The sequence below is a fragment of the Paenarthrobacter sp. 10N417 genome (assembly GCF_056394745.1).
Map to the genome: position 1 here is coordinate 1 of NZ_JBFTIL010000028.1, position 21,450 is coordinate 21,450.

General features: G+C 63.5%; 21 protein-coding genes, 1 pseudogene and 1 riboswitch. Of the genes and pseudogenes, 6 read left to right on the forward strand and 16 right to left on the reverse strand.

Going from position 1 to position 21,450, the window contains the following annotated elements:
- Window positions 1-123 (forward strand): annotated as a pseudogene (locus AC1DCM_RS24235) (IS110 family transposase); the annotation flags it as partial.
- Between the two features lie 44 nt (window positions 124-167).
- On the opposite strand, the gene AC1DCM_RS24240 reads toward AC1DCM_RS24235, so the two are convergent.
- The 13 genes from AC1DCM_RS24240 to glyA all read right to left on the reverse strand — a co-directional run bounded on the left by AC1DCM_RS24240 (window position 168) and on the right by glyA (window position 12,024).
- Window positions 168-1,253, reverse strand: a complete 1,086-nt coding sequence (locus tag AC1DCM_RS24240) for a YihY/virulence factor BrkB family protein (protein WP_477520024.1) — start codon at window positions 1,251-1,253, stop codon at window positions 168-170.
- Window positions 1,180-1,857 (reverse strand): 2'-5' RNA ligase family protein, encoded by a 678-nt coding sequence (locus AC1DCM_RS24245; protein WP_442002615.1) that lies wholly within the window; start codon window positions 1,855-1,857, stop codon window positions 1,180-1,182. Before AC1DCM_RS24245 ends, AC1DCM_RS24240 begins: the two co-directional genes overlap by 74 nt.
- A 4-nt stretch (window positions 1,858-1,861) precedes the next feature.
- Entirely contained in the window at window positions 1,862-2,986 is a 1,125-nt protein-coding gene (gene trpS / locus AC1DCM_RS24250; protein ID WP_442002614.1) for a tryptophan--tRNA ligase, read from the reverse strand.
- Window positions 2,987-3,007: 21 nt separating this feature from the next.
- Window positions 3,008-3,841 (reverse strand): exodeoxyribonuclease III, encoded by an 834-nt coding sequence (locus AC1DCM_RS24255; protein ID WP_477520025.1) that lies wholly within the window; start codon window positions 3,839-3,841, stop codon window positions 3,008-3,010.
- Between the two features lie 10 nt (window positions 3,842-3,851).
- The gene (locus AC1DCM_RS24260) at window positions 3,852-4,418 is read right to left on the reverse strand and encodes a hypothetical protein (protein WP_477515258.1); all 567 of its coding nucleotides are present in this window, start codon (window positions 4,416-4,418) and stop codon (window positions 3,852-3,854) included.
- Window positions 4,419-4,480: 62 nt separating this feature from the next.
- Entirely contained in the window at window positions 4,481-5,314 is an 834-nt protein-coding gene (locus AC1DCM_RS24265; RefSeq protein WP_477520026.1) for an ABC transporter permease, read from the reverse strand.
- Entirely contained in the window at window positions 5,311-6,162 is an 852-nt protein-coding gene (locus AC1DCM_RS24270) for an ABC transporter permease (RefSeq protein ID WP_477520074.1), read from the reverse strand. The genes AC1DCM_RS24265 and AC1DCM_RS24270 overlap by 4 nt, the downstream gene beginning before the upstream one ends.
- A gap of 4 nt (window positions 6,163-6,166) precedes the next feature.
- On the reverse strand, window positions 6,167-7,096 hold the full coding sequence (locus tag AC1DCM_RS24275) for an ABC transporter ATP-binding protein (protein WP_477520027.1): 930 nt from the start codon (window positions 7,094-7,096) through the stop codon (window positions 6,167-6,169).
- Between the two features lie 149 nt (window positions 7,097-7,245).
- Window positions 7,246-7,566, reverse strand: coding sequence for an SHOCT domain-containing protein (locus AC1DCM_RS24280; RefSeq protein WP_477520028.1), 321 nt, complete (start codon window positions 7,564-7,566; stop codon window positions 7,246-7,248).
- Between the two features lie 150 nt (window positions 7,567-7,716).
- On the reverse strand, window positions 7,717-8,382 hold the full coding sequence (locus AC1DCM_RS24285) for a response regulator transcription factor (RefSeq protein ID WP_477520029.1): 666 nt from the start codon (window positions 8,380-8,382) through the stop codon (window positions 7,717-7,719).
- Complete coding sequence (locus AC1DCM_RS24290; protein ID WP_477520030.1) at window positions 8,379-9,542, reverse strand: sensor histidine kinase; 1,164 nt, start codon at window positions 9,540-9,542, stop codon at window positions 8,379-8,381. The genes AC1DCM_RS24285 and AC1DCM_RS24290 overlap by 4 nt, the downstream gene beginning before the upstream one ends.
- 170 nt (window positions 9,543-9,712) lie before the next feature.
- Window positions 9,713-10,606 (reverse strand): bifunctional methylenetetrahydrofolate dehydrogenase/methenyltetrahydrofolate cyclohydrolase, encoded by an 894-nt coding sequence (locus AC1DCM_RS24295; RefSeq protein ID WP_477520031.1) that lies wholly within the window; start codon window positions 10,604-10,606, stop codon window positions 9,713-9,715.
- A gap of 122 nt (window positions 10,607-10,728) precedes the next feature.
- Window positions 10,729-12,024, reverse strand: a complete 1,296-nt coding sequence (glyA, locus tag AC1DCM_RS24300) for a serine hydroxymethyltransferase (protein ID WP_442002606.1) — start codon at window positions 12,022-12,024, stop codon at window positions 10,729-10,731.
- Between the two features lie 115 nt (window positions 12,025-12,139).
- Window positions 12,140-12,225: riboswitch (ZMP/ZTP riboswitch) on the reverse strand.
- Window positions 12,226-12,260: 35 nt separating this feature from the next.
- Between glyA and purU the strand changes: the two genes are divergently transcribed.
- Genes purU through AC1DCM_RS24315 form a run of 3 tightly spaced genes read left to right on the forward strand, consistent with a single transcriptional unit; the run spans window position 12,261 to window position 14,330 of the window.
- The gene (purU, locus tag AC1DCM_RS24305) at window positions 12,261-13,112 is read left to right on the forward strand and encodes a formyltetrahydrofolate deformylase (protein ID WP_477520032.1); all 852 of its coding nucleotides are present in this window, start codon (window positions 12,261-12,263) and stop codon (window positions 13,110-13,112) included.
- Window positions 13,113-13,133: 21 nt separating this feature from the next.
- Entirely contained in the window at window positions 13,134-13,799 is a 666-nt protein-coding gene (locus AC1DCM_RS24310; protein ID WP_477520033.1) for a class I SAM-dependent methyltransferase, read from the forward strand.
- 9 nt (window positions 13,800-13,808) lie between these two features.
- Window positions 13,809-14,330 carry a gamma carbonic anhydrase family protein gene (locus tag AC1DCM_RS24315; RefSeq protein ID WP_477520034.1) on the forward strand — a complete coding sequence of 174 codons (522 nt, stop codon included), beginning with the start codon at window positions 13,809-13,811 and terminating at the stop codon, window positions 14,328-14,330.
- A 120-nt stretch (window positions 14,331-14,450) separates the two neighbouring features.
- Here AC1DCM_RS24315 and AC1DCM_RS24320 read toward each other — a convergent pair whose 3' ends face one another.
- Window positions 14,451-16,157 (reverse strand): flavin monoamine oxidase family protein, encoded by a 1,707-nt coding sequence (locus AC1DCM_RS24320; protein ID WP_477520035.1) that lies wholly within the window; start codon window positions 16,155-16,157, stop codon window positions 14,451-14,453.
- A complete protein-coding gene (locus AC1DCM_RS24325) occupies window positions 16,157-17,638 on the reverse strand; it encodes an amino acid permease (protein ID WP_477520075.1) in 1,482 nt (493 codons plus the stop codon). The genes AC1DCM_RS24320 and AC1DCM_RS24325 overlap by 1 nt, the downstream gene beginning before the upstream one ends.
- 140 nt (window positions 17,639-17,778) lie before the next feature.
- Between AC1DCM_RS24325 and alr the strand changes: the two genes are divergently transcribed.
- Together alr and AC1DCM_RS24335 are read left to right on the forward strand one after the other, a co-directional pair.
- On the forward strand, window positions 17,779-19,026 hold the full coding sequence (gene alr, locus AC1DCM_RS24330; protein WP_477520036.1) for an alanine racemase: 1,248 nt from the start codon (window positions 17,779-17,781) through the stop codon (window positions 19,024-19,026).
- Window positions 19,016-20,635, forward strand: a complete 1,620-nt coding sequence (locus AC1DCM_RS24335; RefSeq protein ID WP_477520037.1) for a PucR family transcriptional regulator — start codon at window positions 19,016-19,018, stop codon at window positions 20,633-20,635. The genes alr and AC1DCM_RS24335 overlap by 11 nt, the downstream gene beginning before the upstream one ends.
- Here the strand turns inward: AC1DCM_RS24335 and AC1DCM_RS24340 are convergent.
- Window positions 20,632-21,438, reverse strand: coding sequence for a carbon-nitrogen hydrolase family protein (locus tag AC1DCM_RS24340; RefSeq protein ID WP_477520038.1), 807 nt, complete (start codon window positions 21,436-21,438; stop codon window positions 20,632-20,634). The genes AC1DCM_RS24335 and AC1DCM_RS24340 overlap by 4 nt on opposite strands.
- Window positions 21,439-21,450: the final 12 nt, after the last annotated feature.

The window sequence follows — 21,450 nt, forward strand, 5'->3', positions numbered from 1 at the left end:
GTCCGCAAACGCAAAGCCGAGGGACGAACCACAAAGGAGATCCGCCGGTGCGTGAAACGCTACCTCGCCCGGCGGATCTACCGAACCCTCAACGCCCCAAACCCCGGCCCTTGCCACGCTTGACAACCATAGAAGGATCCCCGCGTTGCCCTATAAGAAAGCGACCCCTACGTCTGGGGCGTTGCGCGGCGTGAACCGAGGACCTTCTTGCGCGGGGTCTCCCCCGCCTGCAGGTCAGCCTCGCGGATAGCCGCCCACGAAGCGGACACGAGGTACACCTGGCTCACGAGGTTGAACCAGATCAGAAGGCCGATGATGATGGCAAACGAGGCGAGGACAGGGTTCTGTCCTGCCCGGGCGAGAAGTTCGGTGCTGAAGAGTTGAAGAACCGTGGTGCCAATGCCAGCCAGCGCGACGCCTTCGATGAATGCCCGACGCCCCAGCTTGAGGCCACCTGCAATGCGGAACAACACGGCCGCCGTCGCGCAGTTCAGCAGGAGGGGGACGACGACCTTGACGACGGCGGCCACGGGCGCCGCGACTGCTTCGTCCAAACGGAGGAGGTCGAAGATCCAGGCGGCAGCCGTGCCAAAGATGAGGGATGCACCGGCACTGACCACGAGGATCACACCAAGGAGCAGGAGGGTACCGGCGTCCACCAGTTTCTGCAGAATGGGGCTGCGCTGGAGCGGATCAGCAGCCGTCACACCCCGCAGGCCTTCCCTGACACTGGCTATCCAACCAAGGGACGTGAAGATGGTTACCGCTGCTGCGATGACGGCGGTCCATCCAAGACCTGAGGGATTGAGCAGCGTTTGCGGATCAACCAGTCCCTCACCGCCATTGACCTGGAGGAGTCCGGGAGCTGCAGAGGCCACGCTGCGAATCACGGCGTTTTCGAGGACCGGGTTGCCGCCCAGGACGATTCCCGCGATGGCGAAACCCGTAGTGAGGAGGCCCGTGACGGAGAAGAACATGTTGAAGCCGATGCCGGCACTCAGAAGCGGCCCATGCTGCCGGGTGTAGTTCTGGAAGGACCGCATGGCCCGGTTGGTGTTCAGCCTTGCGAGCAGGAGCGCGAGAAGGGCGCTGGCCCTCTTGGGCAGGCCTTCTCCGGCACGCTTGGCGTGGCCCCAGTCCTGCCGCTTGTGAAGAAGTTGAAGTTTTAGCTTTGCCAGCTCAGTTGGCAGCGGAGGACTTCCCGCCGGTGGATGTTGATTCCGCCTGCTGCGTTTCGTCAGTGTCGCCGCCAAAGTCGAGCTCTTCCCGTAGCTGCCAAATTCCATTGGTGTCGTGCTCGTAAAGTCCCATGCTAACCACTGGGAAGGTTGCCCGGTAATCTCTCAGAACCGTTTCGGCCTCGTCCAGATTTTCCTCGGCGACATCATGGGCCACGGTGACATGCGGGTGGTATGGGAAGGGAAGCAAACGCTCAAGCGGACCCGTCTGGAGCTTTTCGTGCAGTTGCACACACTCTTCAAAGCCCTCTTCGACGTTGACGAAAACCACGGGCGAAACGGGCCGGAAGGAACCAGTGCCGGAAATGGTGATGGTGAACGGTTCCTGTGAGCGGGCGACCTCGCGCACGTGGTCCCGGGTGGCTGCCCAGTCCTGAGTGGGCGTAGTGGTGATGAGTGTGATGTGGGCGGGGATGACTTCGGCCATGGGATCGCCAAAGGATGCGCGCCAAGCCTGCAATTCCTGAGCGATCTCCGGCGGGAAGCCGAGGATCACGCCAACGCACATGGTGTCACCGGCACCGCAATCGGTGCCGGTGACAGCAGGCCGGCGCGATTCGTCCGGACCGACGCCTTGAGGGGTATCGGTCTTGACGTTGAGCTGGCCAGCTGCGCACATGAACTTAGCGGACTCCTTGCTCGGTGCGGTAGGCATCCCCGCGGTAAGGCAGGAAGCCCACCTTGGAGTAGACGTCGGCGAGCGTTGCGGACGCGATCTCGCGGGCTTTGTCTGCACCGTGAGCCAGGAGACGGTCCAGCTCTGCCGGGTCCGCCAGAAGTTCGTTGGCCCGCTCACGGATGGGAGCAAGACGTCCGGAGACGAGTTCGGCGAGATCCACCTTGAGGTGGCCGTACATCTTGCCCTGGTAATCAGCCACGATCTTCTCAACTGGGGTACCACTGATAGCCGAGTAGATAGTCAGCAAGTTGGAGACGCCCGGCTTGTTTTCGCGGTCGTAGCGGATCTCGGTCTCAGTGTCCGTAACAGCGGATTTGATGCGCTTGGCCACGGTCTTGGGGTCATCCAACAGGTTGATGAGGCCCGCGGGTGATTCGGCAGACTTGGACATCTTGGCCGTAGGGTTCTGGAGATCGTAAATCTTTGCCGATTCCTTCTGAATGAAGGGCTCGGGCACTTGGAACGTCTCGCCGAAACGACTGTTGAAGCGGTTGGCGAGGTCGCGGCTGAGCTCAACGTGCTGGCGCTGATCTTCGCCGACGGGTACGCCGTGCGGCTGATAGAGGAGGATGTCTGCTGCCTGCAGGATGGGGTAGGTGAACAGGCCGACGCTGGCGTGGTCCGAGCCCTGCTTCTGTGCCTTGTCCTTGAACTGGGTCATGCGGCCGGCTTCACCCATGCCCGTGATGCAGTTCAGTACCCACGCAAGCTGGGCGTGCTCGGGGACCTGCGATTGCACGAACAGTGTGCACTTCTCCACGTCCACGCCGCCAGCGATGTACTGGGCCGCCGTGACCCTGGTGCGGCGGGCGAGCTCGGCGGGATCCTGCGGAACGGTGATGGCGTGCAGATCCGGAATGAAGAAGACGGCGTCGTACTCGTCCTGCATGCGAACCCAGTTGACCAAAGCGCCAAGGTAGTTGCCAAGATGCAGGGAGTCAGCGGAGGGCTGCATGCCTGAAAGGACGCGCTGCTTGGCGCCAACGGCAAGCTTGGTGGAGGTCACGGTACTCCCGCTGGGCAGTGTGGCGGCTGGGGTGCCGGTTTCAGTCGTGATGGAGCTAGTCATTGAGCAATACTTTCGTGAAGCTTAGAGCCGGTAGTCCACTACCAGCGGTGCGTGGTCAGAGAAGCGGGTGTCCCACGAAGGCGCCCGATCCACGACAGCCGAGAACGCGGCCGATGCAAGTCCGGGAGTCGCCAGGTGGTAGTCGATGCGCCAGCCTGTGTCAGTGTCAAAGGCCTTTCCGCGCTGGGACCACCAGGTGTAGGGGCCGGCGACATTTCCTGCCAGGCCCCTGTGGACATCCCTCCATCCGATTTCTTCACCCAGGAAGCGGTCAAAATACGCGCGCTCCTCTGGCAGGAAACCGGCACGCTTAACGTTGCCCTTCCAGTTCTTGATGTCCAGTTCGGTGTGTCCGACATTGAGGTCGCCAACTACCAGCGCGTGATCGCTGTGCTTGGCGAGCTCGGGGAGGCGCGTGGTCATGGCGTCCAGGAAGCGGTACTTGTCCTCCTGCTTGGGCGTGCCTGCCTCACCGGAGTGAACGTAGGCGCTGACCACGGACAACGTGGAGGATTCACCGGCTGTGTTCCTGACGGTGAAATCCGCTTCAACCCAGCGGCCAGCGGTGGCGAAGTAGTCATCGCCGATCCCGATCCGTGTGCCGGTGGGTTCCTCGCGTGATGCAATGGCAACTCCTGCGCGGCCCTTTGCCTCAGCCTCAGCGTGGAGGATGTACCAGCCTTCGCCGATCAGCGCGTTCACAATCGCATCAGGAGCACGGACTTCCTGCAGGCAGAGGATGTCTACCTCGCGTGGCTCCAGCCATTCCGCCATGCCGTTCTTGTAGGCAGCCCGAAGGCCATTGACGTTGACCGATGCGATGCGAAGGAAGTCCTTCTTCAATGCCGTACTCACCCGGTCTACTCTAGTCGATGATGGTGCCGGCCACGGGCTCGTCCGAGCCACCTGAGGACTTGATCATGTCCCGGGCATTGGTAGCCGTGATCGCGATGGTTTCCAACGCGCGGTTGATGGTGTCCTGGTTTGCCGCTGCGCCTTTGGCACGTTCTTCGTCCACAACGCGTACCTGCACCTGGACAATCTTGAAGGAATGGTCCAGCTTGAGGTCTCGGACCTCATCGGCCTGGCTGCGTTCGGCGACCACGCGGGTGCCGCCGCTGTCAGCCGAGGACGACGACGGCGCGCGGCCGGTTGCCGAGTTGAAAGCGGCTTGCGCTTCGCTCAATTTTGCTCCGGCGCGCCGCGCGGCCCTTCGAATGCTGAACACCACGAAGGTGGCGAGCGCGAGCCAGCCAAACGCGACCACCGCAACTACCCAACCCACAAAATCGTTCTGGTTGGCCGCGAAAATAACGGCCACCACGAAGGCGATGATGACTACGGTCATCCCCAGGCCGCCGATGCGGAAGCCCTTGAAAAGGCCTTTACCGGACGAGGACGTGGACGGGTGCGGGTCGCCGAGAGATTGCATGAGTCAATTGTCGCAAACCCCCGAAGGTGCCTGCGCCGCTTCCACGGATGGCGAACATGGAGTCACTTCAGGAACAGTTGGCGCAGCCGTCCCGTTGTCAGCATGATTCCCAGTGCGATCATCACCAGGTAGTAACCAACGTGGATGGCTGTGGCAGGACTGAACGAGCCCACGCTGATCTGCCGCAGCAGTTCAACCCCGTGCCACAGGGGCATGGCCTGGATGAACCACTGGATGACCTGGGGGTAGACGCTGAGCGGATAGAACGTGGCACTGAACAGGAACATGGGCAACAGGAAGAAGTTGATCCAGTCCATCTGCTGGAACGTCTTCATGAAGCTGGTGATGCCCATGCCGAAGCTCGCGAAGCCGAAGGCAATCAGTACTGAGGCAGGGATGACCAGGATGGCCCACCAGGTCGTCAGCAAGCCCATGACCCCCATCAAAGCGGTGAACCCCGTGGCATAGAGAAGGCCCCGCAACAGCGCCAGGAAGATTTCGCCCATGGCAACGTCCAATGGCCCGAGGGATGTGTAAAGCATCCCCTGGTACAGCTTGGCGAAGTTCATCTTGAAGAAGACGTTCCAGGTGGAATCGTAGATGGCACCATTCATGGCTGAGACCGCCAGGAGTGCTGGCGCTATATAGGCCGCGTAGCTGATCTCCTCGCCGCCGGGCCCTTGGACGGTGCCCACAATCGAGCCCATCCCTACGCCCATGGCCAACAGGAAGAGCACAGGCTCGAAGAACCCGGACAACAACACCAGCCAGGTACTGGACTTGGCCGCCATGAGGCCACGGGCAACCACGGCCTTGGCATTTCGTGAGTAGAGGGGGCCGAACTTCCGTTCCCGGGCGATATCCGTGGCGCTGTGGCCGCCGGTCAGGATACTCATGAGCCCATCCTCTTCACGAACTGGCGCCGGACCAACAGCCAGCCGGCCGTGGCCGTTCCCAGCAGGAACACCACATGCGTAATGGTCAAGACAGGGTTCTCGTCCATGCCATAAGTGAAGACCCGCCCCAGCTCCGTTCCGTGCCACACAGGCGATATCCAGCCGATCCAACGGACAGCCCACGGCAGCGTGTCCAGGGGAAAGAACGTCCCGGAGAACAGAAACAGTGGCATGACAATGAACCGCTGCACCAAAGCGAACTGTCCCTTGTCCTGGGTAATGCTGGCGGCATAGGCCATGAGTGGCAGGCCGAAGGACAGCGCCGCGACCGTGGCAACCAATGCGGACACCCATCCCCACGGACTCGGCGAAGCCCCGAACATGGCCACCACCGCAAAGTAGACCACCGACTGCAGCAGGAACCTGAGCGTGCTTGCCATGATGTGGCCGCTCGCTATTTGTTGCGGTACCAAAGGCGAAGCGTGCGGCCCGTAGAACACCCGCCGCCATTTGAAGCCATCCATGATGGGGTAGGAGAACTCTCCGGAAGCCGTCATGACCGCCGCGGAGACCAGCAGCGCAGGTGCAACAAATTCCAAGTAGCTGACGCCGCCGAATATGGATTCGCTATTCGCATCAACAAGGCTTGCCAGCCCCACTCCCATGGCGAACAAGTAGGCCACGGGTTGCCCCACGCTGTAGAGAACCACGGACCAGCCGTAATTTCGCATGACGCGTAGCACTTGTTCCGCATAGAAAAAGGAACCCCAACGCCGCGCCCTGGCAGCCGAAACGGCAGGCGGGTGTGCCCGCAACGGCTGCTCCGCCGTCGTGATTGGTTTGTTCACCGACTCAGTCAACGAGGCTCCTACCGGTAAGCCGCAGGAACACGTCCTCCAGCGAGGAACGGCGCACCAGGGACGTCATAGGGCGCAGCCCTCGGGCAGTGACCTGCTCCAGCGCGGCCTCGCCGTCGTGCGCGTAGATCAGCACGCGGTCAGGCAGGGTCTCGAGCCGCTCGCCAATGCCCTGAAGCTCGACGCCGATACTAGAGTTCCGCTCGGACCCGAACCTGAGTTCAAGTACTTCGCGGGAGGAGTGCTCGCGGATCAAGCTGGCCGGGGATCCCTCGGCCATGATCTTGCCCTTGTCCACCACGATCAGGCGGTCGCAGAGCTGCTCGGCCTCGTCCATGTAGTGGGTGGTCAGGATCAGTGTGACGCCGTTTTCCTTGAGCCGGAACAGCCGGTCCCAGAGGATGTGCCGGGCTTGCGGGTCAAGGCCGGTGGTGGGCTCATCGAGCAGGAGGATGCGGGGTTCGTTGATGAGCGACCGGGCGATGGTGAGCCGCCGCTTCATTCCCCCGGACAGCGCATCCACCTTGGAATTGGCCTTGTCCGTGAGCTGCGCGAATTCCAGGAGCTCGTCCGCTTTGGGTCGCAGGTAGCTCAGCGGCAGGCCGAAGTAGCGGCCGTAGACGATCAGGTTCTCGCGGACCTTCAGTTCTTCGTCAAGGTTGTCCTGCTGCGGAACGACCCCCAGGTGTGCCCTGACCTCCGGTCCGTGGGATTCCGGATCCAGACCCATGATGTTCAGTGTTCCTGAAGTGCGCTGGGATACTCCGCCGATCATTTTCATGGTGGTGGATTTGCCCGCGCCGTTGGGGCCGAGCAGCCCAAAGGACTCCCCCGCCGGAACATCGAAGGAGATGTTGTCCACGGCTGTGAGCTCGCCATAGGTCTTGGTGAGGTTCCGCGCGCTGATGACGGTGGGTGGGTTCATGTCGAAGCTGGTTTGCCACGATTCGGAGTGTGTTGCAGAGCCGGTTGCTTCATTGTGCACCCTCAGCAGACTAGTAGCGCCAACGAATATGTGAAAGGGCTCTTGCAGATATTTTTGCAAGAGCCCTCTCGGTTTTTCCCTCGGTCAGGTCACGACGGTGGCTGCGAGCGCAGTACCTCCAGCCGCTGCCGGAACTCGGTCTCATCAATCTCGCCCCGGGCATAGCGTTCGCGCAGTACGCCCTCAGCACCTTGGGTTGCCGCCCAGTGATCGTTGCGGCGCCACGCCCGCCGGCCCACGAAAATGAACAGGAAGATCACGAGGATCCAGAACAGCGGGAACAGGAGGAAGAACGGCCAGAACGTGCCGTCACCCCAGGGACCGTGCGCGACGACGGTGGCCGGCAGTTGTGCCAGCGCTCCCCCGAGCGTGGTGGTCTCCCCGACGATTGAAGTCAATGCGGTGAACATGTCAGTGATCCAAACTCTCTCCGCCGATTCCCGGCGCGAACCGTCTTTCGGCTCTGGTTTGAGTCTGCCCGTGGACGGCCGCCTGGACGTCCGCCGTCGGGAGTCACCTGCAGGTACCGCCATACTCCCTTGGGAGTCGGCGGCAGCCTGTCAGCTGCTCCAGCCTGGCCTTACGAGCCCTGATTCGTACGCAAGGACCACGAGTTGGGAGCGGTCGCGGACCATCAGTTTGGTCATGATGCGCGATACATGGGTCTTCGCGGTTAGCGGCGTGATGAACAGGCGTTCGGCGATCTCGGCATTGTTCAGTCCCTCCCCCACCAAGGCCAGGACCTCGCGTTCGCGTTCCGTCACCTGCTCCAGGGGAATTACCTTTCCTGCCGCCCGGCTCTGGGACGCCAGCTGTGCCATGATCCGCCGGGTCACCGAGGGCGAGAGCAGCGCGTCGCCGTCGTGGACCACCCGGACGGCGCGGATGAGCTCTGCAGGTTCGGTGTCCTTCACGAGGAAACCAGCTGCGCCCGCACGGACGGCCTCAGCGATGTACTCGTCGAGCTCGAAGGTAGTCAGGATGATGATGCGCGTGCCGGCGAGGGCCGGGTCCGCAAGAATTCTGCGGGTGGCGGTGAGGCCGTCGTCGTCCGGCATCCGGATGTCCATGAGGATGACGTCCGGTTTGTCGCGCGCCGCCAGCCTCACTGCGTCCCTGCCAGTGCCGGCCTCGGCCACTACTTCCATGTCCGGTTCAGCATCCAGGAGCGCGCGGAATCCTGCCCGGATGAGGGTCTGGTCATCGGCGAGGAGGATGCGGATCACTGAAGGGCTCCTTCTGATGGTTGGCTGGGCAGGACCACTTCGACCCGGAGCCCTGGCTGGAGTTCATGCAGCGTGAGCGTCCCGCCCAAGGCGACCGCCCTCTCGCGCATCCCCGTGAGGCCGTTGCCCGGGAGCGCCCCGCCCATGCCCGCGCCGTCGTCGTCTATCCGTACAGTAAGCGCGTCCTCGGTCTGGGCAAGATGCACGACGGCGGATTGGGCACCTGAGTGCCTGCCGACGTTGGTCAGCGCTTCCTGGATGATCCGGTACGCCGCTTCCTGCTGCGCCGGTCCGACGAGCTCATGGTTCGAGTGGTCCTCGAAGCGCACCTGCAAGCCGCCCAGCTCCGCGTTCTTCACAAGTTCGGGAATTCTGGCCAGCGTAGGCCGGGCCGCCGGGGCGAGCGGGACGTCCTCCCGCAACACGCCCAGGAGTTGCCGGACTTCCGTGAGGGATTCCTTGCTGGCCGCCTTGATGGCTTCCAGTGCCGGCCGGAGCTTCTGGGGATCATCCGAGCCCACGTGCAGCGCCACGGATGCCTGCACATTGATCATGGACAAGGAGTGAGCCACGACATCGTGGATGTCGCGGGCCAGTGTGAGCCGGTACTCATCGCGCTCAGCCTTCTGGGCGGCCTCACGGCGACGCCGGTATTCCGCGAACCGCTCGCTTCGGCGTCGAAATCCCTGTCCTATCAGCACCAAAATGGCTGCCCATCCCACCCCTGCGGAAGCGCGAAGCGGCCAGTTGGGATCGCCGCTGAGTGCGGCCGCGAACACCACTGCGGCAGCGGCGATACCGGCCCCCGCCCACGCCTGCCACCGCAAACCCGCAGACGACGTCAACACGATTGCCAACGCCAGCGAGAGCGCAATGGGACCCCAGGCGTAGCCAAGGCCAACATAGGCGCCCGTTGCCACGAGGGCGACGGGAAGCATGACTACAGGCGCCCGCCTGCGGAACGCCAGTCCTGCAGGCCCGGCCAACAGCAACAGGATCGCAAGCCCGTCCAAGGGCCGTGAAGCGTCCTGATGGCCCGCAGAAAACAGCGTCCCCGCTACCTGGATGAGGGCCACCGTGATAACGATGAAGCTCGTGGGTGGGCCCGCGAAACGGCGCGGACCTGCGTATCTCTGAGGTCCAGCGAAACGGGGCTGCATACTCCGAGCCTAGCTTTGCTCCGGGTGTTCGTCGTCGGGTTAACGGAGCAGGGTGCCTACTCCCGGAGGAGTACGCGAGGCCATTTCGAGGGTTCCCTGCCGAAGATGCCGTGCGCACGGCATCTTCGGCAGCTTAGCCCCGTAATGGGCCTTGCTGTGGTCGCAGGAACCTAGGCGATGCCAGCTGCGCGCTCAGCACTCTCCACGACGTTGGCGAGCAGCATGGCGCGGGTCATCGGACCCACGCCGCCCGGGTTCGGGGACAACCAGGCGGCGACGTCGGCAGCTGCCGGGTCCACGTCTCCGGTGACCACAGCCTTGCCGTTAGCGTCCTCCACGCGGCTGACGCCGACGTCGAGCACTATTGCGCCCGGCTTCAGGTTTTCCGCCTTGATCATGTGCGGCACGCCTGCAGCGGCAATCACGACGTCGGCCTGCTTGAGTTCCGCGGGTAGGTCAACAGTTCCCGTGTGGGCCAGGATGACCGTTGCGTTGACTTCCCTGCGGGTGAGCAGGAGGCCGATGGGGCGGCCGATGGTGACGCCGCGGCCCACTACAAGGACGCGCTTGCCGTTGAGCTGGATGCCGTGCCGGCGCATCAGTTCCACGCAGCCCTTGGGTGTGCAGGGAAGCGGGGACTTCATTTCGCCACTGACGTTGGCCACCAGGCGGCCGAGGTTCATGGGGTGCAGGCCATCGGCGTCCTTGTTCGGATCCATGGCTTCCAGGATCACGTCCTGGTCAATGTGCTTGGGCAGCGGCAACTGAACGATGTAGCCCGTGCATTCCGGGTTCTCGTTGAGCTCGCGGACAACCTTCAGGAGGTCTTCCTGGGTGATGTCCTCGGGCAGGTCCCGGCGGATGGACTGGATGCCCACCTCGGCGCAGTCCTTGTGCTTGCCGCCGACATACCAAGTGCTGCCGGGGTCCGAACCCACCAGGATGGTGCCCAGGCCGGGGACGATGCCCTTTGCTGCGAGGACGGAAACGCGTTCGGTCAGTTCTGCCTTGATGGCTGCGGCGGTGGCCTTGCCGTCAAGGATCTGTGCGGTGGACTGTGTCATTCCATCTGCTCTTTCTGGAGGGTGACCTGTTGGCTCATGCCAACGGGACCCGCCGCCGAAGGTGTGGCGGCGGATCCCGTTAGCTCCGGGCCAGCGCCCGGGTGATGCTTATGTGCGGCGGGTTACCACTGCTCGTGCTGCGGGTACAGCGGGAAGTCGGCGGCAAGCTTGTCCACGCGGGCCTGAAGGGCCTCAACGTCTGTAGCGGAGCCAGCCTTCAGGGCCGTGGCGATGATCTCGGCAACCTCAGTGAACTCGGTGGCACCGAATCCGCGGGTAGCCAGTGCAGGCGTACCGATGCGGAGGCCGGAGGTGACCATCGGCGGGCGGGGGTCGAACGGAACGGCGTTGCGGTTCACTGTGATGCCCACCGAGTGCAGGAGGTCTTCAGCCTGCTGGCCGTCCAGCTGCGAGTTACGCAGATCCACCAGGACCAGGTGGACGTCGGTGCCGCCGGTGAGGACCGAGACGCCGGCTTCGGCGACGTCGGACTGGTTCAGGCGATCAGCGATGATCTTGGCACCCTCGAGCACGCGCTCCTGGCGCTCCTTGAATTCTTCGCTGCCGGCGATCTTGAAGGCAACAGCCTTGGCGGCGATGACGTGCATCAGCGGGCCGCCCTGCTGGCCCGGGAAGACGTTGGAGTTCAGCTTCTTGGCCCACTCCTGCTTCGCAAGGATCACACCGGAACGGGGACCTGCGAGGGTCTTGTGCACGGTGGAGGTGACGACGTCGGAGTACGGGACCGGGCTCGGGTGCAGGCCTGCTGCAACCAGTCCGGCGAAGTGTGCCATGTCCGTCCAGAGGAGTGCGCCAACTTCGTCGGCGATGGAGCGGAAGGCAGCGAAGTCGAGGTGGCGCGGGTAAGCGGACCAGCCGGCGATGATGACCTGCGGCTTCTCGGCGATGGCCTGCTCGCGAAGCTTGTCCATGTCCACGCGGAAGGTGTCTTCTTCAACCTGGTAAGCAGCTACGTTGTAGAGCTTGCCGGAGAAGTTCAGCTTCATGCCGTGGGTCAGGTGGCCACCGTGTGCCAGGGAGAGGCCGAGGATCTTGTCGCCCGGGGTGATCATGGCAGACAGTGCTGCGGCGTTTGCCTGGGCACCGGAGTGCGGCTGGACGTTGGCGTACTCGGCGCCGAAGAGTTCCTTGACGCGGTCGATCGCAAGCTGCTCCGCGACGTCGACGTATTCACACCCGCCGTAGTAGCGGCGGCCCGGGTAACCCTCGGCGTACTTGTTGGTCAGGACGGAGCCCTGTGCTTCCATGACTGCGCGGGGGGCGAAGTTTTCGGAGGCGATCATTTCCAGGGTGCCGCGCTGGCGGCCGAGTTCCTGGTCGAGGACTGCTGCGATCTCGGGATCGAGCTCAGCGAGCGACTGGTTGCTGACAGACGCGGAAGTGGTGGTGGTAGGCACGGAGATCTCCTGGCTAGGCAACGGGTGGTGCTACAGGTCAGGCTACCGGCAGCAGCATTCCCGCGTCCCCTTGATTACGGAGGGATCGGTCACGTGCGTGCAGCGGCAAGACATGACCCTCGGCCCAGGCGTACGATCCGTGGTCTTCGTGATTGCCGCTCCCTGGTGGTAGTCCACCCAACGCCAGTTGCGACCCGTTAACAGTACAACAAGGCAGCACAGGTAGGCTTGATCGTGTGACTGACTCCACCGCTTTCGTTGTAACACTCTCCTGCCCGGACCGCCCCGGCATCGTCCATGCGGTAGCCGGCGCCCTCCTTGAGGCCGGCTGCAATATCGCCGACTCCCAGCAGTACGGAAGCCCCAGCACCGGCAACTTCTTCATGCGCGTGGAGGCAACCACAGCGTCCTCGCAGGACGAACTGGCCACTGCCCTGCGGCCTGTAGCCGAATCCTTCGGCATGACCTGGCAGATCAACCCTGTCGGCGAAAAGGTCCGCACCATCATCCTGTGCTCCAAGGACGCGCACTGCCTCAACGACCTCCTGTTTCAGCAGCGGACCGGCACCTTGCCCATTGACGTTCCGGCCATCGTGTCCAACCACCGCGACCTTGAGTCGCTGGCGGAGTTCTACGGCATCCCGTTCCACCACATTCCCGTGACACCTGAGACCAAGCAGCAGGCCGAGGCCGAACTCCTGAAACTGATTGCCGAGCACGACGTCGAGTTGACGGTCCTGGCCCGGTACATGCAGGTCCTGTCCAACGAGCTCTGCAGTGAGTTGAACGGCAAGGCAATCAACATCCACCACTCATTCCTGCCCTCCTTCAAAGGCGCCAAGCCGTACCACCAGGCCCACGCCCGCGGTGTGAAGATCATCGGTGCAACGGCCCACTACGTGACCGCCGACCTCGATGAAGGCCCGATCATCGAGCAGGAAGTCATCCGCGTTGACCACGCGCGCACGGCTGCCCAGTTTGTCCAGATGGGCCGCGACGTGGAGGGGCGCACCCTGGCCCAGGCAGTGCAGTGGCATGCTGAACACCGCGTTCTTTTGGACGGCACCCGCACCGTGGTATTCAACTAGCGCCACTCCTAAGCTGGGGGTATGCAGGGCATCCCCGAAGCTGACCACGAAGCTGACCTCGCAGTTTTCTACGACCGCCAAGCACCCGTCCGGAACACGCGCGCCCTCACCCCGCACCGGGTCGAGTGCCGGGATTGGTTCATCCGCCTCCTGAAGGATGAGCACCGGCACTCCGTGTTCGAACTGGGCAGCGGGACCGGGGTGGAAGGCCTGGAGTTTGTCCGTGCAGGCCTGCATTACACCGGTGTGGACCTGTCCTCGGAGAGCGTTCACGTGGCCCGCTCGGCCGGGTTGGACTGCTCGGTTGCGAGTGGTCGTGAGCTGCCGTTTCCCGATTCAGTCTTCTCCGCCGTGTGGACCATGAGCACGCTCCTGCACGTCCCCAACAACAGGATTCACGACGTCGTCAGCGAACTTGTGCGGGTCAGCGCGGCTGGTGCGCCGATCGCCGTCGGGCTTTGGTCAGGTGAGGATGAAGAGGTCCTCAACCCCGAGGACCTGGAGGAACCCCGACGTTTCTTCAGCCGCCGAAGCGACGACTCAGTGCGGCGGATCTTCGGGGAGCACGGCTCGATTGAGCATTTCCGGACCTGGCCGGAGGGTATCGGCGTGGAGTCCGGGCCGGGAGCGGGCAGCTGGACGCAGCACTACCAGTTCCTGGTCCTGCGCACCCCCGCACCCAACTAGGCTGGGCTCATGGCTCCCTCTTACACTTTCGCCGGGGACACCCCGGCCATCCATGAATCTGCGTTCGTCGCGCCCACCGCTTCCATCATCGGCAAAGCGACTTTGGCCGAGGACTCCAGCGCCTTTTACGGGGTTTCGGTCCGTGCCGATACGGCTGCCATCAGCGTCGGTGCAGGCTCCAACCTCCAGGACAACGTCGTCCTCCACGCCGACCCCGGATTCCCCTGCACCGTCGGCGAGCGCGTCTCCGTTGGGCACAGCGCAGTGGTCCACGGCTGCACTGTGGAGGACGACTGCCTCATCGGTATGAGCGCCACCATCCTCAATGGTGCAGTCATTGGGACGGGCTCGCTCATTGCAGCCGGCGCCGTGGTCCTTGAAGGCACGGTCATTCCGCCGCGCTCACTCGTGGCGGGCGTCCCCGCAAAGGTGCGCCGCGAATTGACCGACGAGGAGTTTGAGGGCGTCAAGCACAACGCCGCCCACTACAAGGAACTCGCCGCGGCACACAGGGAAATGCACGCTTCTTAAGCAATGCGAGGCCTGCTCTGCATCCCCACCGCCTCCCTGACTTCGCAAGCTCAGCCAGGGAACCCGGGCGGTGTGGGCCCTGCGATTGGTTTAGGACGCAGAGCAGGCCCCGCAACGCAACTAGTCCAGGGAAATTGGGCCGAACTCCTCCAGCAGATCCCCCGGACCCGGATTGCCGACAACAGAGGATCCGCCCAAGTGGTTCACTACGCCCCACACGGCGTTCAGGCCTGTGGTCACGGCGCCCTCGGCCCAGCCTGCGGTGAAGGACACGTCGTCACCGGCGAGGAAGATGCCGCGCTGGCTTTCCGGTAGCTGATCCTGCTTGAAGTGGGTGAAGAGCCGCTGCTGGTACCGGTAATGGCCCGGCAGGTTGGCTTTGAAGGCACCCATGAAGTTGGGGTCCGCTTCCCAGGACACGGTGATCGGCTGCCCGACGATGTGGCTGGCGATGTCCACGCCCGGGTAGATCTGTTCCAGCGAGTGCAGCATCAGCTTGACGCGTTCTTCGGCAGTGAGGGCAAGCCACTTCAGGGCGTCATCGTTCCATGTGTAGGACAAGAGGATGACGGCGGGCTTGTCAGGGCCGTCGTCGAGCAAGTATGTGGCCCGGTTGAGGCGGTCGGTGAGTGTCATGGACAAGACTTCGCGTCCGGTTTCCGGATCGATGTCCTTCCAGAAGGGCCGGTCCACCATCACGAACGTCTTGGACGACTGCATGTAGTGCGAGCGCTCGATCGCCGTCCACAGCTCGGCCGGGAACAGCGCCTCCTCAGTGTGGATGCGCGTGGACAGCAGCCATGACTGGCACGTGGTTACCACCGCCTGGTACGTGGCTTCGCGTCCCCAGTTTTCGCGGACTACCAGGTCCCCGTTGTCCGCGCGGCGGATGTTGTCCACGGCTCCGCGCGGCGAGCCGGAGTGCAGCGACGACAGTGACGTGCCTTGCGGCCAGTATTTAAGGTCCGACGGCGCGTGGTTCCACAGCGCCTCGGGGAGCCTTTGCGCTCCTCCCGAAATGAGCCGGTGCTGGTCGTCTGCGTCGGTGTAGACAACCCGGAGGATCTCCAGGATGGAGTTGGGGAAATCGGTGTCCCAGCCGCCCGTGCCGAAGCCCACCTGGCCGAAAGCTTCGCGGTGCGCGAAGCCGGCTTCCTTGAAGGACTTGCTGGCTGCGATGAATCCGTAGAACGTTTGCTCGTCCAATTCGGGCAGGAGTGCGTTCCAGAGTTCCTTGATCCGCTTGGTATCGCGGGCCTTGATGGCTTCCTGCATTTCATTGAAAGCAGCGCCATCGTTGACGGCCGCCTTCCACGCATCGGCCACTTCACGGAAAAATTCCGGTAGCTCGTCGGCCGTGGTGGCGTAGTGCTTCTTGCCGGCGAGTTCGATCACTGTGCTGGATGTTGCCGGGGCCATCGGGTTGGGGAAGTCCTGCGTTTCCAAACCAAGAAGGTCCACGTAGTGATAGAAAGCCTTGCCGGAGACCGGGAAGCGCATGCCACCAAGATCAGCTACGACGCCGGGCGCCGAGGGGAAGCTCGCCGTGCGAAGACGGCCACCGATCTGGTCGGCCTCGTACATCACGGGCTTAAGGCCGAGCTTCATGAGCTCGTAGGCCGTGACCAGCCCTGACAGGCCAGCGCCGATGACGGCTACTTCCGTGCCGTACAGCTCTTCCGGAATGCTTCCGAGTCCGTCCGGGTGCGCCAGGTAATGGTCATAGCTGAAGGGAAAGTCCGGGTTCAGCATGGTGATGGGGGCTTCGCCTGCCTCCGCCGCGGAAGCGTCGACGTCGGCTGTGGGAAGTTCGGTAGCGATTGTCATCAGTTTGCGGCTTTCACAGTTTCCGGGCTCACGGCCCTGGTTGTCAGTTCACGGTAGTCCTCATCGCTGAGCGCGGCTACCTTGGAGTTCCGGCGTCCATAGCCGAAGTAGATGGCGATGCCCACCAGCATCCAAACACCGAAGGTGATCCAGGTGTCAGCGCCGAGGTTGAGCATCAGGAAGGCACACATCAGCGTGCCCAGGATCGGGGTGATCGGGTACAGCGGAACCCGGAAACTGCGGTCAAGGTCGGGGCGGTTGCGGCGGAGATAGATCACGGCGACGTTGACCAATGCGAAGGCGAAGAGCGTACCGATGCTCGTTGCGTCAGCCAAGGCACCCAGCGGGACCAAGCCAGCGGTAAGGGCGACGGCGGTTCCGACTATCAGGGTCCCGGCGACTGGCGTTCCGGTGCGGGGCGAAACGCGGCCGAAAACTTTGGGCACCATGCCATCGCGGGACATCGAGAGCAGGATGCGCGTCTGGCCGTAAAGGACAGTCAGCACGATGCTGGCAATGGCAAGCACGGCACCGGCGGAGAAGACGAGGGCGATCCACGGCTGTCCGGTGATCTCATGCAGGATCTGGACCAGGGCAGCTTCCGTGCCATCGAACCAGCCCCACGGACGGGCACCGATTGCGGCAACGGACACCAGGACGTAGATGCTGGTGACAATCACCATGGAGAGCAAGATAGCGCGTGGCAAGTCCCGCTTGGGGTTCCTGGCTTCTTCGCCGGCGGTGGAGGCGGCATCGAATCCGATGTAGGAGAAGAAAACGCTTGATGCGGCCGCGGAGACACCGGCGGCGCCCATCGGCATGAGGGGCTCGAAGTTACCGGCGTTGAAAGCGGTGAAAGCTACCGCGCAGAAGAAGATCAGGATGGCTACTTTGATGATGACGATAGCGGTGTTGATCCATGCACTTTCACGGGCGCCCCGAACCAGGAGGATCATGGCAAGGACCACGATCACCATGGCGGGAACATTTACCACCCCACCATCACCCGGCGGCTGGCTCATGGCGTCGGGCAGGACCTGTCCAAACGCAGCCAGGGTCTCGTTCACGTACTGGCCCGCGCCCACTGCAACGGCTGCCACGGAGACCGCGTATTCCAGTACCAGGCACCAACCGCAGATCCAGGCCATGCCCTCGCCCATGGTGGCGTAGGAGTATGAGTAGCTGGAACCTGCCACCGGGACGAGCCCGGCCATCTCTGCGTAGGACACTGCCGAGAAGAGAGCAGCCAAACCAGCGATCACGAAGGAGATCCAGATGGCCGGGCCTGCCAGCGGCACAGACTCGCCAAGGATCACCAGGATCCCGGTACCCAGCGTTGCACCGACGCTGATCATGGTCAGCTGGAGTACCCCGAAGCTGCGCACCAGCGGGGTGCCGCCTTCGCCGGTTCCGGCCTCGTCGGCCATCTGCCCGATCGGCTTGCGGCGCAGGAGTTGGGCACCGAGGCTTGGCCTGGCCATGCTCGCTGCCGTTGATGTTTGAGTGTTCACAGGCACAGTCACCCTTGACGTCCCTTCAAAGTAGTTTCGATTTCCCCTCCACAAGACTGGCATGTGAGCCACCTCTCACCACGGTGCAAAATGACCTATAGTGTTCAACCATGAGACGTATTGCACAGTACCAAGAGGGTGGCTCGCTGGCCCTCTCCGGTCAGGTCAGAGTGGACCTGTCCGCCATTTCAGACAACATCAAGGCCCTGAAGCGCCGCACCGACGCACCCTTCTTCATGGCCGTGGTGAAGGGCAACGCCTACGGTCACGGGCTAGTGGAAGTAGCCCGTACGGCCGTTGAATCCGGCGCTGACTGGCTCGGAACCGCGCAGCTCACCGAGGCCATCGCCCTGCGCAAAGCCGGCATCACAGAACCGATCCTTTCGTGGCTGTATCTGGCATCCCAGACCAGCGACACCATCCTGGAAGCACTCGAAAACAACATCGATGTCTCCCTCGGAAGCGTCCACCAACTCCAGGTGCTGGCAGGCATTGCCGAACGCCTCGGCCGCCCCGCCGTCGTACATCTTGAACTGGACAGCGGGCTCAGCCGGGGCGGGGCGCGCAGGGAGGATTGGGCCGAACTCGTGGCGCATGCCCGTCAAGCGGAAGTGGACGGCACCGTGCTGGTCCGCGGCATCTGGACCCACTTGGCGTGGGCCGATGTGCCCGCGCATCCTGGGAACGCCAGCGCTGTTGCGGAGTTCGAGGACGCCGTCCGCGAGGCACGCGCCGCCGGACTCAAACCCGAACTGAGGCACGTTTCCAGCTCAGCAAACATCCTGGACCGCCCGGAATTCCACTTCGACATGGTCCGGGCCGGACTCGCAATCTACGGCCTCGCTCCCGCAGACCACCTCAACCCGACCGACTTCGGATTGCGGCCCGCCCTCAGCGTCACCGCCCCCTTGGTGATGGTCAAAAAGGTCCCCGCCGGCACGGGCGTCAGTTACGAGCACCAGGCCATCACCTACGAACCCCGCTATCTGGGCCTCATTCCCCTTGGCTACGCGGACGGCATCCCGAAAGGCATCAGCGGCCGCTCGGTGGTGAATATCGGAGGCCGCAGCGTCCCGGTTATCGGCAAGGTCTGCATGGACCAATTCATGGTGGACCTCGGGCCTGACGCGACCGGGATCGACGTCGGCGACACTGCGGTGTTGTTCGGCGACCCGGCCACCGGTGCCGCGAGCGCCGACGATTGGGGCGCTGCAATCGGCAGCCACGGGGATGAAATCATCAACAGGATTGCGCCGCGATTGCCGCGCGTATACACCTCCGGGACAGAAGAAGACGCCGCCTACGAGTGCCCCGATTACCAGGAGCCGGCAGCCGCCGGGCAGGACAATGTTGCCTGAGCCCGCCACCGCCCGGCTGAGTTTCGTCACGCTTGAGCAGTTCCTGGAGCAGCTGCCGCCCGAGTTGAAAATGCTTCACGACGGCGGCAGCGGCGCCTCGCTGCTGCGCTGGGTGGAACCCAGTGAGCTGGAGGACCCGACACCGTATCTTCCGGAGGGCGAGTTCCTGCTGACCGCCGGGCTGCCTTTCCTGGGGAAGGGCGGCTCGGCGGCCAGCGTGGACGCCTATGTGCGGCGGCTGGTGGGTGCGAAGGTGGCGGCGCTCGGATTCGGCATCAGGCCCTATTTCGACGCCGTCCCCGACGTCCTCCTCGACGCCTGCCGCACGCACAACCTCACCCTGTTTGAGGTCCCGGAGTCCGTGCCCTTCGCCGCGATTGGTTTGGAGTTCTCCCAGCTCCTGGAATCGGACAACGCCCGCGTATTCCGGCAATTGGCCGAAACCAACCGCCAACTCATGCGGGCAGTCCTCTCCCCCAGGCCGGAGCACGAATTACTGGCAGCCCTGGTCCAGCGTGTGCCCGTGTGGGCGCTGCTGGTCGGGGCGGACGGACGGGTGCGGGCGCGTGGGCACAATGCCGGCGGAAGCACCGGCGTCGAGCATTCCTTGTTGGCGCCACTGCTGGAACGTTTGCTGACCGGTAGCGGACCGCGCGTTGAGATGGATGGTTTCGAGCAGCCCGGGTCTGCCCTGGTGTTTGGTCATCCTCTGCGCAGTACGAAGGACGCGAACCTCGGGGCGCTGATTCTTGGCTCGGATGCTCCGCTGACGCCCGCGCAGAACAATGTGGTGCAGTCGGCGGTGGGTTTGCTGGAGTTGCTGGTCCGGCAACGAACAAGCGGGTCACTTGCTCCGAGCCAGCTTGCCACCGCCCTGCTCCTGCATCCGGACACGTTGGCCACAGGCGGCACCAAACACGTCAATGGTCTCAAGGACCTGCTGGCGCAAAGCCTCTCCTCCACCCGCTCGGGCCAAATGCGCGTGGTGCAGGGCATCAAGTCGGACTCGCCTGACTGGCCTGCCGGTGACGGACCCGTCCGTGAACTGCTGCAGTGGCGGAGGCTGTTCGATACGAAGCTCGTGGAAATTACCGACTACGGTTTCGCTGCCATCACCCGATTGAAGGTGGATGACGCGCTACTTGCCGACGTCGAGAAGCTTGGGTGGAGGCTGGCGATCGGCGAGCCGACTGAACTCACCGGGCTTGCGGCGGCCTATCAGCGGGTGAGTTCGCTGCGGAGCCGGGTGTTGTCCAGCGGAAAGAGTGTGCGAGTGGAGGAAGTGCAGTGGTCGGTCACTGGTCTTCTGGGACGTGAGGCAGGGACCATGCTGGCCGAGCGACTCCTGGCCCCAGTGTTGTCCTTGGAACCTGATCGCCGCGACCCGCTGTTGTCAGTACTGCGCGGCTGGCTCAGCGAAAACGGCAGCTGGGACGGTTCCGCCAAGGTGCTGGGCCTGCACCGCAACAGCGTCCGTCGGCAAATCGGCGTCCTCGGCGAGCTGCTCGACATGGACCTGAACCAGGCGCAGGTCCGGGCCGAACTGTGGATCGCCCTGCAGTATGCGGACGAGCTTGTTGCCGGGTTGTCCGGGTCCGAGGGGGTCTAAACGCTCTCTTCCCATTTTCGGTAGAGCTCAGGGCGTCGCTCGCGCAAGTACGGGACTTCGTCACGTGCCGCTTTCACCGTCTCCGTGCCCACTTCCGCGAACAAGAGCGCCGCCGACTCCCCCGCCGCCGCGAGCAACGAGCCATCGGGGCCGGCAACAACGCTGCCGCCGAGGAAGTTGTAGATGTCCTCATGTCCACTGTGGTTGGCGTACGCCACATTGAGCTGGCTCTCCACCGCGCGGGCACGGATGAGCACCTGCGGCACGTTGTCGAACCCCACTGACAACGCCGTGGGGACCAACAGGAGTTCAGCCCCACGAGTTGCCGCTGCCCGGACTGCCTCCGGGAACTCAACGTCATAGCAAATCAACATCGACGTGCGGATCCCGTTGAAATCCACGACGGCGGGAGGTTCTTGGGCGCCGACGAACGCCTTGCGCTCCTCCCCGCCAAAGAGGTGGACCTTGGCATAGTGGAGGAGTTCCGTGCCGTTGGCGTTCACGAGGGTGGCGGTGATGTGCCAGCCGTTGTCCTCGGGAGCCGGCGCGGGGAGGCTGTACACGAGTCCGATGTTGTGCTGGCGGGCGATGCCGGAAAGCCGTTCGCGGATGCCCGGAAGCGTTGCCGGATCCAATTCGGCGTGAAGCCGCAGCGGGGCGTAGCCCACCGGAAAGAGCTCCGGGGTGAGGAGCAACCCGGCCCCCGCCTGTGAGGCGCGCCGGGCGGCGTCGTCGATCGTGCGCAGGTTCGCCTCAACGTCCAGGACGGAAGCGTTGGCCTGCAGGACGGATAGCAGCATCATTACCACCTTGGT